Annotated in this window: 21 protein-coding genes; 14 read left to right on the forward strand and 7 right to left on the reverse strand. The window is 58.6% G+C overall.

Translation table 11 applies throughout. The features are described from left to right. Window positions 1-83: 83 nt before the first annotated feature. Window positions 84-1,616: a 2-polyprenylphenol 6-hydroxylase gene (gene ubiB, locus VR71_RS22075; protein ID WP_045686516.1), complete on the reverse strand. Its 1,533-nt coding sequence runs from the start codon at window positions 1,614-1,616 to the stop codon at window positions 84-86. Window position 1,617: 1 nt separating this feature from the next. Further along, entirely contained in the window at window positions 1,618-2,361 is a 744-nt protein-coding gene (gene ubiE / locus VR71_RS22080) for a bifunctional demethylmenaquinone methyltransferase/2-methoxy-6-polyprenyl-1,4-benzoquinol methylase UbiE (RefSeq protein ID WP_045686517.1), read from the reverse strand. Window positions 2,362-2,447: 86 nt separating this feature from the next. Here ubiE and mutM point away from each other — a divergent pair, with 86 nt between their 5' ends. Both mutM and VR71_RS22090 read left to right on the forward strand, forming a co-directional pair. Then, window positions 2,448-3,299: a bifunctional DNA-formamidopyrimidine glycosylase/DNA-(apurinic or apyrimidinic site) lyase gene (gene mutM, locus VR71_RS22085; RefSeq protein WP_045686518.1), complete on the forward strand. Its 852-nt coding sequence runs from the start codon at window positions 2,448-2,450 to the stop codon at window positions 3,297-3,299. Between the two features lie 64 nt (window positions 3,300-3,363). Continuing rightward, window positions 3,364-4,140, forward strand: a complete 777-nt coding sequence (locus VR71_RS22090) for an enoyl-CoA hydratase (protein WP_009817187.1) — start codon at window positions 3,364-3,366, stop codon at window positions 4,138-4,140. 190 nt (window positions 4,141-4,330) lie between these two features. Here VR71_RS22090 and VR71_RS22095 read toward each other — a convergent pair whose 3' ends face one another. Beyond that, a complete protein-coding gene (locus VR71_RS22095) occupies window positions 4,331-5,317 on the reverse strand; it encodes an adenosine kinase (protein ID WP_045686519.1) in 987 nt (328 codons plus the stop codon). Continuing rightward, the gene (gene nth / locus VR71_RS22100; protein ID WP_045686520.1) at window positions 5,314-5,958 is read right to left on the reverse strand and encodes an endonuclease III; all 645 of its coding nucleotides are present in this window, start codon (window positions 5,956-5,958) and stop codon (window positions 5,314-5,316) included. Before nth ends, VR71_RS22095 begins: the two co-directional genes overlap by 4 nt. 98 nt (window positions 5,959-6,056) lie before the next feature. Between nth and VR71_RS22105 the strand changes: the two genes are divergently transcribed. Continuing rightward, window positions 6,057-6,893, forward strand: coding sequence for a bifunctional helix-turn-helix domain-containing protein/methylated-DNA--[protein]-cysteine S-methyltransferase (locus tag VR71_RS22105; RefSeq protein ID WP_009817184.1), 837 nt, complete (start codon window positions 6,057-6,059; stop codon window positions 6,891-6,893). A gap of 125 nt (window positions 6,894-7,018) precedes the next feature. Then, window positions 7,019-7,678, forward strand: a complete 660-nt coding sequence (locus VR71_RS22110; protein ID WP_009817183.1) for an OmpA family protein — start codon at window positions 7,019-7,021, stop codon at window positions 7,676-7,678. A gap of 56 nt (window positions 7,679-7,734) precedes the next feature. On the opposite strand, the gene VR71_RS22115 is transcribed toward VR71_RS22110, so the two are convergent. Both VR71_RS22115 and VR71_RS22120 read right to left on the reverse strand, forming a co-directional pair. Then, window positions 7,735-8,133, reverse strand: coding sequence for a cytochrome c (locus VR71_RS22115; RefSeq protein WP_040650445.1), 399 nt, complete (start codon window positions 8,131-8,133; stop codon window positions 7,735-7,737). 62 nt (window positions 8,134-8,195) lie between these two features. Beyond that, window positions 8,196-9,770 carry a lysine--tRNA ligase gene (locus VR71_RS22120; protein WP_045686521.1) on the reverse strand — a complete coding sequence of 525 codons (1,575 nt, stop codon included), beginning with the start codon at window positions 9,768-9,770 and terminating at the stop codon, window positions 8,196-8,198. Window positions 9,771-9,890: 120 nt separating this feature from the next. Between VR71_RS22120 and VR71_RS22125 the strand changes: the two genes are divergently transcribed. Further along, window positions 9,891-10,316 carry a tellurite resistance TerB family protein gene (locus VR71_RS22125; protein ID WP_009817180.1) on the forward strand — a complete coding sequence of 142 codons (426 nt, stop codon included), beginning with the start codon at window positions 9,891-9,893 and terminating at the stop codon, window positions 10,314-10,316. A gap of 6 nt (window positions 10,317-10,322) precedes the next feature. Here VR71_RS22125 and VR71_RS22130 read toward each other — a convergent pair whose 3' ends face one another. Next, entirely contained in the window at window positions 10,323-11,672 is a 1,350-nt protein-coding gene (locus VR71_RS22130; RefSeq protein ID WP_296430754.1) for a FliI/YscN family ATPase, read from the reverse strand. Here VR71_RS22130 and VR71_RS22135 point away from each other — a divergent pair. The 9 genes from VR71_RS22135 to VR71_RS22175 are packed head-to-tail and all read left to right on the forward strand — an operon-like array spanning window position 11,656 to window position 16,316. Beyond that, a complete protein-coding gene (locus tag VR71_RS22135) occupies window positions 11,656-12,147 on the forward strand; it encodes a FlgB family protein (RefSeq protein WP_363301339.1) in 492 nt (163 codons plus the stop codon). The two genes, VR71_RS22130 and VR71_RS22135, sit on opposite strands and share 17 nt — an antisense overlap. 9 nt (window positions 12,148-12,156) lie before the next feature. Next, on the forward strand, window positions 12,157-12,549 hold the full coding sequence (gene flgC, locus VR71_RS22140) for a flagellar basal body rod protein FlgC (protein WP_045686523.1): 393 nt from the start codon (window positions 12,157-12,159) through the stop codon (window positions 12,547-12,549). 12 nt (window positions 12,550-12,561) lie between these two features. Beyond that, window positions 12,562-12,852, forward strand: coding sequence for a flagellar hook-basal body complex protein FliE (gene fliE, locus VR71_RS22145; RefSeq protein WP_009817176.1), 291 nt, complete (start codon window positions 12,562-12,564; stop codon window positions 12,850-12,852). A 4-nt stretch (window positions 12,853-12,856) separates the two neighbouring features. Then, window positions 12,857-13,126 carry a flagellar biosynthetic protein FliQ gene (locus tag VR71_RS22150; protein WP_009817175.1) on the forward strand — a complete coding sequence of 90 codons (270 nt, stop codon included), beginning with the start codon at window positions 12,857-12,859 and terminating at the stop codon, window positions 13,124-13,126. A 1-nt stretch (window position 13,127) separates the two neighbouring features. Further along, the gene (locus VR71_RS22155; RefSeq protein WP_045686524.1) at window positions 13,128-13,841 is read left to right on the forward strand and encodes a flagellar hook-basal body complex protein; all 714 of its coding nucleotides are present in this window, start codon (window positions 13,128-13,130) and stop codon (window positions 13,839-13,841) included. A gap of 14 nt (window positions 13,842-13,855) precedes the next feature. Then, the gene (gene flgG, locus VR71_RS22160; RefSeq protein WP_045686525.1) at window positions 13,856-14,641 is read left to right on the forward strand and encodes a flagellar basal-body rod protein FlgG; all 786 of its coding nucleotides are present in this window, start codon (window positions 13,856-13,858) and stop codon (window positions 14,639-14,641) included. After that, window positions 14,641-15,057, forward strand: coding sequence for a flagellar basal body P-ring formation chaperone FlgA (flgA, locus tag VR71_RS22165; protein WP_040651223.1), 417 nt, complete (start codon window positions 14,641-14,643; stop codon window positions 15,055-15,057). The genes flgG and flgA overlap by 1 nt, the downstream gene beginning before the upstream one ends. A gap of 8 nt (window positions 15,058-15,065) precedes the next feature. After that, window positions 15,066-15,800, forward strand: coding sequence for a flagellar basal body L-ring protein FlgH (gene flgH / locus VR71_RS22170; RefSeq protein ID WP_045686526.1), 735 nt, complete (start codon window positions 15,066-15,068; stop codon window positions 15,798-15,800). Between the two features lie 24 nt (window positions 15,801-15,824). Next, window positions 15,825-16,316 carry a hypothetical protein gene (locus VR71_RS22175; protein ID WP_045686527.1) on the forward strand — a complete coding sequence of 164 codons (492 nt, stop codon included), beginning with the start codon at window positions 15,825-15,827 and terminating at the stop codon, window positions 16,314-16,316. The last annotated feature ends 23 nt before the right edge of the window (window positions 16,317-16,339 follow it).

Genomic DNA, 16,339 nt, shown 5'->3' on the forward strand with positions numbered 1-16,339 from the left:
ACAATAACCGTCACAGTGCAACTCAGCAATGTGCGTTTATAAATCAATCGGCTTTGACCCACAAAAGCGCGAACATCGCACATTCAGATCAGAGTCGCGGCAATCGCCACGCCCAAAATACCGATCACAACGCCCAGACCTGACCAGAGCGCGCGCTCAGGCCAAACAGAGCGCTTAGGCGGCACCTGTGGCGCAGTTTGACGAATAAGAGCCGCCTCTACCAGCCCCGGCAACCTCGGGCCGTAGCGTGACAAAACCATCGCTGTCCGCCCCAAATCCCTGAGAGCGGCCCGCGGACCAATGGTCTGTTTTATATAATCTTCGACCACTGGCTTGGCGACCTGCCATATATTGATCTGAGGGTTGAGGCTACGCGCCACCCCCTCAACCACAACCATGGTCCGCTGAAGCAGAATCAGTTCAGTGCGCGTTTCCATGCCGAAACGCTCGGTCACTTCGAAGAGATAGCTCAGCAGGCTCCCCATCGAAATCTTGCTCGCATCCATGCCGAAGATCGGCTCGCCAACTGCCCGCAATGCACGCGCAAAGGCATCGACATCGCGATCTGCAGGTACATAGCCTGCCTCGAAATGTACTTCGGCTACACGTCGATAATCCCGCTTTATGAATCCGTAGAGGATTTCCGCATAAACCCGACGGGTATATTCATCAATATGCCCCATGATACCGAAATCATAGGCGATGACATTGCCATTGGCGGCCACCTTGAGATTTCCCTGATGCATGTCGGCATGGAAATAGCCATCCCGCAAAGCATGGTTGAGAAATAGTTGTAGCACCCGCTCACCCAGTTCAGAACGGTCGTGTCCGGCAGCATCCAGAGCGGCGTTGTCCCCCAACGGCAGCCCATCCGCCCAAGCCATGGTCATCACGCGCCGCGACGACAGGTTCCATTGCACGGTGGGAAGTTGAAATCCCGCATCCTGCGCCGTATTCGCCGCGAACTCAGAGGCCGAAGCCGCCTCAAGTCGCAAATCCAACTCGCCCGTCACCACACCTTCGAAATGGGCAATCACATCCGTGGGGCGAAGTCGGCGCGCACCCGGGGCCAGCAATTCGATCATCCGCGCGGCGAAATAGAACGCGTCTATATCGCGCCGGAAAGCCCGCTCAATCCCGGGGCGCAGGACCTTGACCGCCACTGCTTCGCCGCTATCCCGCAGCCGCGCCTTGTGGACCTGCGCAATAGAAGCCGCAGCAACCGGTGGGCTGAAATCGTCAAACATATCTTCAACCGGCCGCCCGAGTTCGTAAGCGATGCTGCCCTTTGCAAGCTCAACCGAAAACGGCGGCAGCTTGTCCTGCAGCACGCGCAACTCGCCAGCCAGCTTGTCACCAACAAGATCGGGCCGCGTGCTCAGAATCTGCCCGAACTTGATATAAGCAGGCCCAAGGGCGGTCAGCGCCCGAGGTGCAGGTGGCGTCGAGGGGTCTCCCTTGTAGCCCAACCATTGAAACGGCCAGGCCAGAAACCGCATCGTCCCACGCACCATCGGCGGAGCCTCGAATGCATCCATGATCAGACCCATGGCACCCGTACGTTCCAGCGTCGCACCCGTACGGATCAGCCGCAGAATATTGTGCGGTCCGCGCATCTCAGATCTTCCAACCGGAGTGCAAGCAGGCAATTCCGAGACTCAAATTGCGGTACTTTGCATTCTCGAATCCTGCCGCCCGCACCATCTGCAGAAATGTCGCTTGGTCAGGAAACTGTCGGATAGATTCCACCAGATACTGATAGCTGTCGCGATCATCCGCGATCATCTGCCCCAAACGCGGGATGATGTTGAAGCTATAAAGGTCATAGACCTTTTGCATCAACTCGTTGGGGATCTGACTGAATTCCAACACCATCAACCGCCCGCCGGGCTTGAGCACGCGAAACGCCTCGTTCAGCGCCTCTTGCGGGCGGGTCACGTTGCGGATGCCAAAACTGATCGTGTAGACATCAAAGCTGTTGTTCTCAAACGGCAGCGCCATCGCGTCGCCCACCACCCAATCGAGGCTCTCAGCCATCTGCTCTGCCTCGGCACGCTTGCGCCCCTCAATGAGCATCGGCTCGGTCAAGTCCAACACTGTCGCGTGCGCCTGCCCTGCCCGCTTGAGAAAGCGAAAGGAAATATCCCCCGTTCCCCCCGCGACATCGAGCAGACGTTGACCCGAGCGTGGTGCCAGCCAATCCATCATCGCATCTTTCCATACGCGATGGATGCCAAGCGACATTGCGTCGTTCATCACGTCATACTTGCTGGCAACACTGCCAAAAACGCCGCGCACGCGCCCGGCCTTCTCTGACTCGGGGATGTCTTGAAACCCGAAATGCGTGGTTTTTTCGATCATGGGCCTTGCCGCTCTTGTGTCTCGCCTTTCTTATAGGGCTATGACAGGGGGTTACAATGCGCCCCTTGTGCCCATCGAGGTCCGATATGCCCGAATTACCCGAGGTTGAGACAGTCCGCCGCGGCCTTGCCCCGATCATGGAGGGACAGGTGATCGCCCGCGCCACCGTGAACCGCCCCGACCTGCGCTGGCCCTTTCCACCCGAAATGTCGGCACGCCTGACGGGTCAGCGCGTGCTGGCGCTGCGGCGGCGATCAAAATACCTTCTTGCAGACCTTGCTTCGGGTGAGACATTGCTCATTCACTTGGGCATGTCAGGTCGGATGCTGATATCGGGTGATCCCCTCGGCCAGTTTGTTCACGCGCATCCAGCCCCTGAAAAGCACGACCATGTTGTGCTTGATATGGCGGGCGGCGCGCGGATCACGTTCAATGACCCGCGCCGGTTTGGGGCAATGGACCTGATGCCCACGATCACGGCAGAATCGCATCCACTTTTAGCTCGGATCGGTCCAGAACCGCTGGGCAACGACTTTAACGAACTCTATCTGACCGCCGCACTCAAGGGTCGCAATACCCCGATCAAATCCGCGCTTTTGGATCAGCGAATCGTCGCAGGCTTGGGTAACATCTATGTTTGTGAAACTCTCTATCGCGCAGGCATTTCGCCCCTGACACGCGCCGGGACGCTCTCGGCCAAACGCGCCGCATCTCTGGTGCCAATCATCCGAGACGTTCTCCGGGACGCCATTACCGCGGGCGGCTCTTCGCTGAGGGATTTCCGGCAAACCGATGGCGAACTAGGCTATTTTCAACATAGTTTTGACGTCTATGGGCGTGAGGGCGACCTATGCCGCAACTCGGGATGCACCGGCCTGATCACGCGCGTCATTCAGGCAGGCCGATCCAGCTTCTATTGCCCGAAGTGTCAAAGATAGGTTGAACGCGCAGCCAACAGTGGTAATGAATCACCCCTGATGCAAACAAATGAAAGCTGATTTCATGGCCTATGAGACGATCATCGTCGAAATAGAAGACCACGTCGCCCTCATCAAGCTCAACCGCCCCGATGCGCTCAACGCGCTCAATGCGCAGTTGATGTCGGAACTCGCAGAGGCATTGGGCGAAGCGCAACAGAATGAAAAGGTGCGCTGCATCGTCCTGACCGGCTCGGAAAAAGCCTTTGCCGCCGGGGCCGACATCAAGATGATGAGCGAAAAGAGTTTTGTCGATGTCTTCACAGAAGATCTCTTTACCGCTGACAGCGCCGCCATCTGCCGGGTGCGCAAACCGATTATCGCCGCCGTGTCGGGCTATGCGCTTGGTGGAGGCTGTGAACTGGCAATGATGTGTGACTTCATCATCTGCTCTGATACCGCCAAATTCGGCCAGCCCGAAATCAATCTTGGCGTGATCGCGGGCCTTGGAGGCACGCAGCGACTGACACGGCTGGTGGGCAAATCCAAGGCGATGGACATGAATCTCACAGGCCGCTTCATGGATGCCGAAGAGGCAGAGCGTTCTGGGCTGGTCAGCCGGGTCGTGCCCGTCAAAAAGCTGATGGAAGAAGCGTTAAGCGCCGCTCAGAAGATTGCGGAGAAATCCCAGATTTCGGTGATGGCAGCGAAAGAGTCGGTCAATCGCTCCTATGAGACCACGCTGCGCGAGGGACTGCTCTTTGAGCGCCGCGTGTTCCACTCGCTCTTTGCCACCGAAGATCAGAAAGAAGGCATGGCCGCCTTTGCCGAAAAACGCGAGGCACAGTTCCGCGACAAGTGACGCCGTTTGGCGCGCGCAATGCGCGCCCGGGTTTGACACACGCAACACCCGGGCGCGACTTGTCCTTGGGCGGTCATCAGCTCTCCAGCCTGTACTGCAGCACAAGCATCGCATGTCAGGGTTAACAAAGCCTTGCGCTTTTTCTTGGCAGAAATACTCAAATCCGACGCTGGTTGAGTAGACAAACGCCTCAGATCAGCCCTTCTGCCGCAAAGAGCGCCTTGACGTCCGCCTCGGGCCGCGCGCCGTAATGGCCGATCACCTCGGCGGCGGCGATGCAGCCCATACGCCCGGCCACAGCCAAGGACTGGCCGGTCGCCAGGCCGTAGAGCAGGCCCGCGGCAAACTGATCGCCCGCGCCGGTCGTATCAACCGGGGTCACGCGGTGCACCGGCACGGTGACGGTCTCATCGCCTTGCACAAGCACGACATCATGGCCCGATCGGGTGCAGACAATCAGCCCGCTCTCAGATGCCGCCTGTTCCAGCGCCGCCCCCAGATCCTCGGTCTCATAGAGCGCGCACCATTCGTGCTCGTTGCCGATCACGTAATCCAACTCGCGCAAGAGACCCCGGAAATCGTCGCGGTGGCGATTGACGCAGAACGGGTCAGAGAGGGTGATCCCGGCCTTGCCGCCGCCTGCCCGTGCGGCCCGCGCCGCCGCTTGAAACGCCGCCTTGCCCTTGGGCTTGTCAAAGAGATAGCCCTCAAGGAACAAAAGCTCTGCCTGCCCGGCCGCCGCCTCGGGCACATCCGCATCGTCGAGTTCGGTCGAGATACCCAAATAGGTGTTCATCGACCGCTCGCCGTCGGGCGACACAAAGATCATCGAGCGTGAAGTGGGCAGCGCGCCATTGCTCCGCGGCGGGTTGACGAAATCGGTGCCGACCTCGGCCATGGCCGCCGCATAGTAGCGCCCCAGCTCGTCATCACTGACCCGTCCGATAAACCCGGTCGAGAGGCCAAGCGCGCCCAGTCCCGCGATGGTATTGGCGACCGAACCCCCCGGCATCTGCCGCCGGTCGGCCATGTTTTCATAAAGAAACTCGGCGCGCTCGGTCTCGATCAATTGCATCACGCCCTTGTCGATGCCCAAGCGCTCCAGAAAGGTGTCATCGCATTGGCTGATCACGTCCACCACGGCATTGCCGATGCCGACGGCCTGATATTTGGTCATAGGGTCTTGTCCTCGAATAAGCAGAGATCACGAATAAGGCAGGTGCCGCAGGCGGGTTTGCGTGCCTTGCAGGTATAGCGCCCATGCAGGATGAGCCAATGATGCGCGTGGCGCTGAAAACCCACCGGCACGTTGTCTTCGATGGCGCGTTCGACGGCGACCACATCGCGACCCGGACAGATGCCGCTGCGGTTGCCTACGCGGAAAATATGCGTATCAACGGCCTGCGCCGGATAGTGCCACCACATGTTGAGCACCACATTGGCCGTTTTGCGCCCGACGCCCGGCAACGATTGTAGCGCGGCGCGGGAATTGGGTACGCAGCCGCCATAGTCCTCAACAAGGATACGGCTGAGTTTCATCACATGCTTGGCCTTATTGCGATAAAGACCAATGGTCTTGATATGCTGGATCAGCCCCTCTTCGCCCAAATCCAGCATCTTTTGGGGCGTGTCGGCGATCTTGAAGAGATCCCGCGTGGCGCGGTTCACCCCCACATCCGTCGCCTGCGCCGACAACGCCACAGCCACGACGAGGGTATAAGCATTGACATGGTCCAACTCACCCATAGGCTCAGGCTCTGCGGCCTGAAACCGGGTAAATATTTCGCACATCGCGTGGTAATCGAGTTGGCCTGCCATGGCTGCTCTATGCCGGGAAAAATACGGATGCGCAACATTCGGGTCGCATGCTCAGGACCACCGCTTTATCTTGAGGGTGAAACGACAGGAACACCAACATGACCGCTCATTCCGAACCCAGCTATCATTATCACGTCATGCGACGCGCCATCGCGTTGATTGATAGCGGCGGGGAGACGCTGACGCTGGAAGAATTGTCACGGGAAATGGGCATGAGTGCGGCCCATTTTCAAAGACTTTTCTCACAGTGGGTCGGCGTTTCTCCAAAACGCTATCAACAGTATCTGATGCTTGGCCATGCCAAGGAAATGCTGGCACAGCGCTTTACCACACTTGAAGCGGCTGATGCAGCAGGGCTTTCGGGGTCGGGGCGGCTGCACGATCTGTTCTTGCGGTGGGAAGCGATGAGCCCCGGTGAGTTCGCCCGTCAGGGCTCCGGGGTGACGATCAATTTCGGCTGGTTCGACAGCCCATTTGGCGAAGCCCTCGCTATGGGCACCGAGCGTGGACTCTGCGGTCTGGCCTTTGTCGGGGAATTCGGTCGGACGGTCACAATGAGCGATATGCAGTCTCGCTGGCCGAATGCAATCTACAACGAAGCCCCTGACCGGATCGCAGCGTGGGTTCACGCAGCTTTTGGGGGCAAGGGAGAGGCCGCGTTGCACATGATCGGCGCGCCCTTTCAGATCAAGGTGTGGGAGGCCCTTCTTCAAATACCATCAGGCCATGTAACCACCTATTCAGAAATCGCATCTGCCGTCGGCCATCCGCGTGCGGTACGTGCTGTGGGGACTGCGGTGGGACGCAACCCTGTCAGCTTTCTCATCCCGTGCCACCGTGCGTTGCGCAAATCCGGCGCACTTGGCGGCTATCATTGGGGCTTGCCGGTCAAACGCGCCATTCTCGCATGGGAGAGTGCCAGAGCCGACGTGTAGGCGGAAATCTGCGCGACTTCCCGCCCGTTTTCCCCTCGTTTGATCTTGGGTGAGCTCATGTTATTGCATATCATCGCCCAACACCCGAAACCTAGGGCCAGTGTAATCAAAGAGGCGAACATCCAATGATCCGAGCGAAAAAATCCCTTCTGCTGCTCTCAGGCGCATCCCTTTTTCTGGCTGCGGCTTGCACCGAACCAGGCTATGTCACCGGTAACAATACCAACCAAAAGACGAAGCAGGGAGCCATCCTTGGTGGTATCATTGGTGCTGGCACAGGTGCGATTGTCAGCGACGACAAAGGAAAAGGCGCGCTGATCGGTGGTATTCTTGGCGCAGCAGGCGGTGCCACTATCGGCAACGCACTCGACCGCCAAGAGGCGGAACTGCGCCAACAACTCGACAATGACGTCCAGATCGTCAACACAGGGGATCGCCTAATCCTCACAATGCCACAGGATATCCTGTTCCCGGTCGATAGCTTTACCGTGGCATCCGTCCTGAGAGATGACCTCCTCAAAGTGGCTCAAAGCCTCCAAGCCTATCCCGATACGACAGTGCAGGTCGTGGGCCACACCGACAGCGACGGTGCCGCCAGCTATAACCAGAGCCTGTCAGAGCGTCGCGCCAACGCCGTTGCGGATGTCCTGGCGAGCGGGGGCGTGTCCTATGGCCGGCTCCGGGCATTCGGTCGAGGCGAAGATCAACCGGTCGCCTCGAATCTGACGCCCCAAGGCAAGGCGCAGAATCGCCGGGTCGAGATCGTTATTCTGCCGAATGCCTAAAGGTAAGTGAGATCGAAGAATGTGACTGATCGCCCTCTGGTCAGTCACATTCTGCGTTACTGAGCCTGAATGCTCTGAAGATAGGCCATAAGAGCAGCCAACGGTCGTGGCGTCGGAGTGAAAACACCATCCCCCACATCCACGGGTACGGTATCGCCTTCCAGTAAGAGACCGAACTCGGGCATCTCCTGTCCCGGAAGACCTGTGCGGTCATAGCCATCAATCACCGACAAAACACGCGCACGCGGAAAGACACCGGCCTTGGAGAGCTGTGTCAGGTCCGCAGGACGCGGCGACAGATCGGTCGCCCAAGGACCATCGCCCTTGCCTGATGCCCCATGGCATTGTGCGCAATTGGCATTGTAAATTACCGCGCCTTCGCTGGCATCCGGCATCGAAATCGTCTGGGCGCAGGCCGCCACAGCCAATGCGATCAGAACTGTCATTGTACGCATCGCTCGCCCCTTTGTTTTTCGGCAAGGGTAGCAAGCGCATCCCACCCGCGCAACGATCCTGATTACGACAACTCGCCCGCAAGCCCCTTGTCGATGAGCGTCACAGTCTCGGCCACGCCATAGAGGGCAATGAACCCCCCAAACCGTGGCCCCTGAGACGCGCCGAGCAGCACTTCGTAGAGCGCCTTGAACCAGTCGCGCAGCGGATCGAACCGATCACGTCCGACCGAATAGACGATGGATTGAAGTGCCTCATCCTCAGCTGGGCCATCATAGGCGGCGAGGTGGTTGCGCAGATCCATCAGCGCCTCACGCTCCAGATCCGTGGGCGCGCGGTAGGTCTTGGCCGGTGCGACGAAATCCTCGTAATACTTGACCGCATACCCCGCCGCTGCGTCGAGATCAGGATGTGTCTGTGCCGTTGCGTCAGGCGCATAGCGACGGATAAAGCCCCAGAGAGTTTCCTTGTCCCGCGCGGCCGAAACCGAGGCGAGGTTGAGAAGCATCGAGAATGGCACGACCATCCGGCTTTCTGGCACAGCCCCGCCGTGGATATGCCAAACTGGGTTAGCCAGCTGCTGGTCCAGCGTCTGATCCGCATAAGCGCGCAATTGCTGGTGATATTCATCGACGGCCTTGGGGATCACGTCAAAATGCATCCGCTTGGCGGTCTTGGGCTTTTGAAACATGAAATAGGACAGACTCTCGGTCGCGGCATAGGTCAGCCATTGGTCGATCGAGACACCATTTCCGGAAGACTTGGAAATCTTCTGCCCGCCTTCATCCAGAAACAGTTCATACGTGAAATGTTCTGGCGCAGGCGCGCCGAGCGCCCGACAGATGCCGTCGTAGATCGGCGTATTGGTCGAATGGTCCTTGCCATACATCTCAAAATCGACGCCAAGGGCGGCCCATCGGGCACCAAAATCAGGTTTCCATTGTAGCTTGACGTGGCCACCTGTCACCGGCAGCTTCCATTCACGGCCTGTCTCATCATCAAAGGTGATGGTGCCGTCTTTGGCATTCACCTCCTTCATCGGAACATAGAGGACGCGACCAGTTTCCGGATGGATCGGCAAAAAGATCGAATAGGTCTGCTGTCGTTCTTCTCGCAACGACTTGAGCATGATTTTCATGATGTCGTCATAGCGTTCTGCCGCGCGCAGCAGGACTTCGTCGAACTGACCAGAGCGATAGAAATCCGTCGCTGAGTAAAATTCATACTCAAAGCCGAACGTATCGAGGAACCGCCGCAGCATCGCATTGTTGTGATGACCAAAGCTTTCATGCGTGCCAAAGGGGTCCGGGACGCTCGTCAACGGCTTGTGCAGGTGCTCCAAGAGCATCTCGCGGTTCGGCACGTTCCCCGGCACCTTGCGCATCCCGTCAAGATCGTCGGAAAAGCAGATCAAACGCGTAGGAATATCGCTGATCACCTCAAACGCGCGCCGGATCATCGTGGTGCGCAGGACCTCTCCAAAGGTTCCAATATGCGGCAGGCCAGACGGCCCGTAACCCGTCTCAAACAGCACATAGCCCTTTTCCGGCGGGGCCTTTTCATAGCGTTTGAGCACGCGGCGCGCCTCTTCAAAAGGCCAGGCTTTCGAATTCATAGCGGCATCGCGCAGATCGGACATTGGTCACTCTCCAGTTTCCCTTGGCCGAAACACCGGCAAGGCATCGCCGCTACCTATTGCCGGGGGACCGAACAGTCAATATTCTGCGCCGCAACATAGCCCCGTGCGAAAGGCCCGCAGATGTCTGATCCGATCCCACATCCCCTCACACCGCAAGATTGCCTTGTGGCGGTGATGATCGCCGTTTCGGCCTCGGATGAGGATATGCGCACCGCAGAACTCATCAAGATCGAGAGCACGGTGAACAACCTGCCGATCTTTGCCGATTACGACCTCGACCGGCTCCGAGTGATGTCGCAGACCGTGCTCGATCTCTTCACGGTCGAAGAGGGGCTCGATGCGCTCTTTGGGCTTGTGCGAGCAAACCTTCCCGAGCGGCTGTTCGAAACCGCCTATGCGCTCGCCTGCGATGTGGCCGCCGCAGATGGGACACTCAATGAGCGCGAGTTGCGCCTGCTCGAAGAAATCCGCTACGAGCTCGACATCGACCGCCTCCATGCTGCGGCCATCGAGCGGGGCGCGCGGGCGCGGCACATGACAGCCTAAGCGCCTTCACCGCGACGAAGCCCGCACAACCGGCGTTCCAGCCCGCCTCAGGATGACACCGAGGCGGGCAAAACTGTTCTTGACCGAAACCGCCTCTTTATCTGCGAGAAATCCGTCTAGGTCTGGCCAGATTCGAATCGCCTGATCCAATTCCGGATCGCTTCCCTCGGCATAGAGCCCGGCCCTGATCATGGTCTCAGAGCGGGAATAGCTGCTCAGTAGCGCGCGCGCGCGCGCGATCAACGCATTCTCCTCGTCACTTGCAGCACGCGGCAGGCTCCGCGACACGGAGCGCAATAGATCAATCGCAGGATATCGCCCCCGCTCGGCGATCTGACGATCCAGGATCACGTGCCCATCCAGCACTCCGCGCAGAATATCGGCAATCGGCTCGTCCATGTCAGACCCCGCCACCAGCACCGTCAAGAGAGCGGTGATATCACCCATGCTTTCGGCACCTGGCCCCGCCCGTTCACAGAGCGACATGATCAGATGTGATGTCGATGATGGAAACCCACGCAGGGCAGGCATTTCACCAGCCGCTGTCGCGACCTCTCGATGCGCTTCGGCAAACCGAGTAATCGAATCGGCAAGAAACAAAACCTGCTTCCCCTCGTCACGAAAGAACTCCGCGACCGCCATCGCGGTCCAGGCGCAGCGTCGGCGAATGAGGGGTGACCGGTCAGATGTCGCGGCCACGATCACAGAACGCCGCATTCCCTCCGGCCCCAGCACAGTCTCGACGAACTCCCGCAGCTCACGCCCGCGTTCTCCAATCAATGCGATCACGACGACATCAGCCTGCATGTGACGCGCCAAATGTCCCAGAAGCATGGATTTTCCCACCCCTGATCCGGCAAATAATCCAACGCGCTGCCCCCGAACGATTGGTAGCACGGTATTGAACGCCACCATTCCGGTTTCCAGCCGCGCGCCAAGCGTGCGTCGTCGCGTAGGGGCTGGCGGGTCAGCGCGCAACGCTCGGATATTTGCCCCACGCAACAGCGGTCGCCCATCAAGTGGCTGCCCGAACGGATCGATGATCCGGCCCAACCACGAGTGTGACGGTGCGACGGAATTCTCTTGGCCCAAGATCACCCGATCCCCGAGCGCCACACCATCCGGACTGGTATCAGGTAACACAACGAGGGACGCGGCCTCTAGCCGGATCACCTCTCCGTGCAATTCCCCGTCAGATCGGCGTTGGACCACGACCCGATCCCCGAGCCGGGCCTCGGAAGACAAACCACTGATCTGCAAAGCATTTCCTTGCACCGCAGAGACCCGCCCCATCATCCGTATCGGCCGAAGCGCCGATATTTCTGCCCGGAGGCCTGCCATGTCCTGTCTGATCATCGAACGCTCCAATCATGTCCTGAAAACAATTTCTAAAGGAATCAGGGTTAAGCCTTGGTTGAAGCCAATCGAGGGAGAAGCCCCGATGTTTGAAAAACTTGAGATCTTTCGCATGGCCCATGCCATGGCCCGCCATGCCGGAGCGCGTCAGGCTGTCGTGTCACAGAACATGGCCAATGCCGATACTCCGCATTACGCCGCACGAGATATCGTCGCCTTCGCGGAGTCCTATGAGACGGACAAGCCGACCCATGTTTCCCGTGCTACCCGCAACGGACATCTTCTTGGACAAGATCATCGTCTCGGATTTGACGTGGTTGAAGACCCAACCGCGATCAAAGACCCCAATGGCAACTCTGTCTCTCTTGAAACTGAGATGTTGCGGGCGGTCGATGTCAAACGTCAACACGACCGCGCACTTGCGATCTACAAGTCTTCGCTCACCGTGCTGCGCACGGCGATCGGGCGGCGATAGGAGCGCAGGATGAGCGATTTCTCCAACGCCCTCTCAGTTTCTGCCAGTGGCCTCAAGGCTCAGGCACAGCGACTGGTTCATGTGTCTGAAAACATCGCCAACGCCGACACCCCCGGATACCGCCGAAAGACCGTTTCCTTCGAGACGGCCTTTGCAGGATCGGAGGGTACTGGTGCCGTAGAGGTGAGCCGCGTCAACCTCGACAGGCAGGAGCCTCAGAAAATCTATGATCCCAGTCATCCGCTCGCGGATGAAACCGGCCATTATCAAGGGTCGACCGTCGATTTGATGATCGAAATTGCCGACGCGCGCGAGGCGCAGCGCAGCTACGAGGCCAATCTCAAGATGTTCGATCAAGTCCGGCAAATGTCTGCCGGGCTGATGGACCTATTACGCCGTTAAAGGAGAGCCAGAATGGATATCACAGCACTGACTGCCGCCCAAAAGTACACTGCCACACGCACCGCGACAGAACCGGCACTTGGACAGGGAACCGGAGGAGCGGCATTTCAGAACATCGCCAAGGACTTTGCCGCAACGCTCAAAGAGGGCGAGGAAGTCGCCAAGTCAGCCATGATCGGCAAAGCCGATCCCCATAGTCTCGTGCAGGCACTGGCACAAACAGAACTGGCGGTCGAGGCTGTGATCACGGTGCGTGATCGAGTGGTGGAAGCATATCAGGAAATCCTACGGATGCCGGTGTGATCCCATGCTCAACGAGGTTCTGTTCTTTGACACATTGCGCGAGGCGCTTTGGATTTCAGTGATCATATCCTTTCCGATCCTGACCGTTGCACTTCTGGCGGGCCTCGTTGTCGGGCTCTTTCAGGCCCTCACCTCGATTCAGGAACTGACGCTGACCTTTGTCCCCAAACTCGGGGCCATCATCGTCGTGTTCTGGGTCACCATGGGGTTCATGACACAAACGCTGGTGAGGTTCTTTCAGGACCGGCTGATCCCGATCATTACAGGAGGCTGAGTTGGAAACTGCAGGCTATACGACCCTCACCCGGCAATCGGGCCTGTTGCGCGAATTGCAGGTGGTCGCCAACAACATCGCCAATGCTGCGACCACCGGCTACCGTCAGGAGGGGCTGATTTTTTCCGAGTTCGTCAAGCGTTCCGAGGGTGGCCCGTCTCTCTCGATGGCGCAGGGCAATGTGCGGATGACCTCGACAGTGCAAGGGCCGTTGACGCCGACCGGCGGCACGCTTGATCTGGCCATTAAGGGCGAGGGATTCTTTCTGATTGAAACGCCTTCGGGCGAACGCCTCACACGCGCGGGAGCTTTCACGCTTTCTGCGCAGGGTGATCTTGTGACGCCGGACGGGTTCCGCGTTCTGGATGCGGGCGGCGCGCCAGTCTTTGTACCACCAGACGCCAAGAGCATTGGTCTCTCGCCGGATGGCACGCTCAGCGATAATGGCCGCCCCCTGGCCCAGATTGGCCTCGTGCGCCCGATCGACAGCTTGGACATGATCCGCGAGGACGGTGTCTTGTTCCGCACCAACGGCGGTTTTGAGCCGGTCGAAGACGGACGCGTGCTCCAAGGCTTTCTCGAAGGTGCCAATGTCGATCCAATCGGCCAGATCGCCCGCATGATCGAGGTCCAGCGCGCCTATGAGATGGGCCAGAGCTTTCTTGATTCTGAAAACGAGCGGGTGATGACCGCGCTCGACTCCCTTGTCCGTTAACCAAGGAACGCATCATGCATATCCTCAAGATCGCCGCAACCGGCATGGCCGCCCAGCAGATGCGGGTCGAGACCATCTCTAACAACCTCGCCAATATGTCCACCACCGGCTACAATGCACGACGGGCCGAATTCTCTGATCTGCATTATCAGCAACTGGCCCGCGCGGGCACCATAAATGCCACCGATGGCACGGTCCTGCCCACCGGTGTGCAGCTTGGGCTTGGCGTACGTCCTGCGGCGATTTCCGTACAACTTGCTCAGGGATCACTCTCGCAGACCAACGGCGATCTGGACGTGGCGATCGAAGGCAATGGCTATCTAGAGGTCACTTTGCCCTCTGGCCAGGCCGCATATACCCGTGACGGCGCGCTCAAACGCTCAGCTGACGGGATTATCGTCAACTCCGAGGGTTTTCCTGTCGCGCCTGAAATCACCATCCCAGAGGATGCCCGCAGTATCACCATCAACGCCGAAGGCGAAGTATTCGCGTTCTTTCAAGACAATGCCGAGGCGCAACAACTTGGCCAATTGGATCTAGCCGGGTTCAGCAATCCCAAAGGGCTTGAGGCGATCGGCAGTAACCTCTTTGTCGAAACTGAGGCCTCTGGCCCTGCAAATGTCACCACCGCGGGACAAGACGGGCTTGGCACCCTGCGCCAAGGCTACCTCGAGGATAGCTCGGTCGATCCGGTGCGCGAGATTACCGAACTGATCGAGGCGCAGCGTGGTTACGAGTTGAACGCCAAGGTGATCACCGCTGCAGACCAGATGCTCAGCGCGACAACGCAGGTACGATGATGCGGTTTCTCACGTCTTTTCTGATGCTTATAATCGCCAACCCAGCTCTCGCCGATATGGTCGTGGCCACCCGCACGATCCGCGCTCAGGAGGTTCTTGGCCCCGCCGATCTTTTACTGAAACCAGGCGAAGGCATCTCCGATGTCACGCTGCACGATCTGATTGGTCAGGAAGTCCGTGTCGCTCTGTATCCCGGGCGTCAAATCCGGGCGGTGGACGTGGGACCGCCCACCGTCATCGAACGCAACCAGATCGTGCCACTGGTTTACGCACACAGTGGCCTGAGAATCGAGACGGAAGGCCGCTCTCTCTCGCGCGCAGGGGTCGGTGATTATGTCCGCGTGATGAACCTTGCGTCGCGCGCCACTGTCTCGGGCCGTGTCACTCAGACCGGTCACATCCTGGTCTCACGATAGGAGCGGCGATGCTTGACCTTAGATATCCAATTCTAATCGGATTGCTTTCGTTCCTTGCCGCCTGCGACCGTATGGATCACATAGGCAAGCCTCCCAGTTTCACTCCAACAATGAATTCCACCGAGCAGCTTGCAATGCTTAATCCCGGCTTGCCTCTCACGGCACCGCACGACACGCCGTTCCAACGCGCGTCACTCTGGAGTGGGGGCAAGCAATCCCTTTTGGGCGACAGGCGCGCGGCACAGCGCGGCGACATCATGACAGTCGTGATAGAGATCGACGAAGCGGCGGAAATCTCGAACTCTACATCGCGCTCCCGCGGAAGCACTGAGGACCTTGCAATCCCCGGTCTTTTTGGCCTCCCACAACGGATCAATCGGAGCTTGCCTGAAGGGGCCAGCCTTGAGTCTGCGGTCGACATAAGCTCTTCCAGCCAATCAGGCGGGGATGGGTCGGTCAGCCGGAGCGAAGAGTTGACCCTTAGGGTAGCAGCCACGGTGATGCAGGTCCTGCCAAACGGCGTATTGGAAATCCAAGGATCACAAGAGGTGCGGGTAAACTTCGAACTGCGCGAGTTGCTGGTCTCTGGCTTTGTCCGCCCCGAGGACATTTCACGGCAGAATGAGATCACCTATGACAAGATTGCCGCCGCGCGGATTTCTTACGGAGGGCGCGGTCAGATCACTGATGTGCAGCAACCCCGGATTGGCCAACAAGTTCTCGACGCCATTTTACCATTCTGACTCTTTCTCAAAGGAAACGAGACGATGAGTGCAAAATTGCTACCGATCCTCCTGCTTGCCATCGGAGTCGCGGCGGGCGCCGGGGCGGGAATTTTTCTCAAGCCAGATCCGGAGTCTCCGGGTACAGACACGTCGCATGCCCCAGACGCCGCACACCCGGACCACTCGGAGCAAGCGTCGCCTCAAGAAGACCCAACTGAAATTGTAAAACTGAACAACCAGTTCGTCATTCCTGTTGTCGACAAGAATATGATCAGCGCATTGGTGGTCATGTCCCTGAGCGTTGAAACTGGAGTGGGGCGAAGCGCGGAAGTCTATGATCGTGAACCGAAGCTGAGGGACGTATTCCTGCAGGCCCTGTTTGATCATGCAAACATGGGTGGATTTGACGGTGCGTTCACTCAGGCGAGGAATATGGACGTCCTGCGCTCTGCGCTTCTCGACGTAGCAACCGATGTTCTCGGCGATGCGGTCCTCGGCGTTTTGATTACGGAAATCGCACGGCAGGATGTCTAGCCCTGCGTGATCCCTGGCAGACG

Source organism: Roseovarius sp. BRH_c41, assembly GCF_000961715.1.
Classification (GTDB): Bacteria; Pseudomonadota; Alphaproteobacteria; order Rhodobacterales; family Rhodobacteraceae; genus Roseovarius.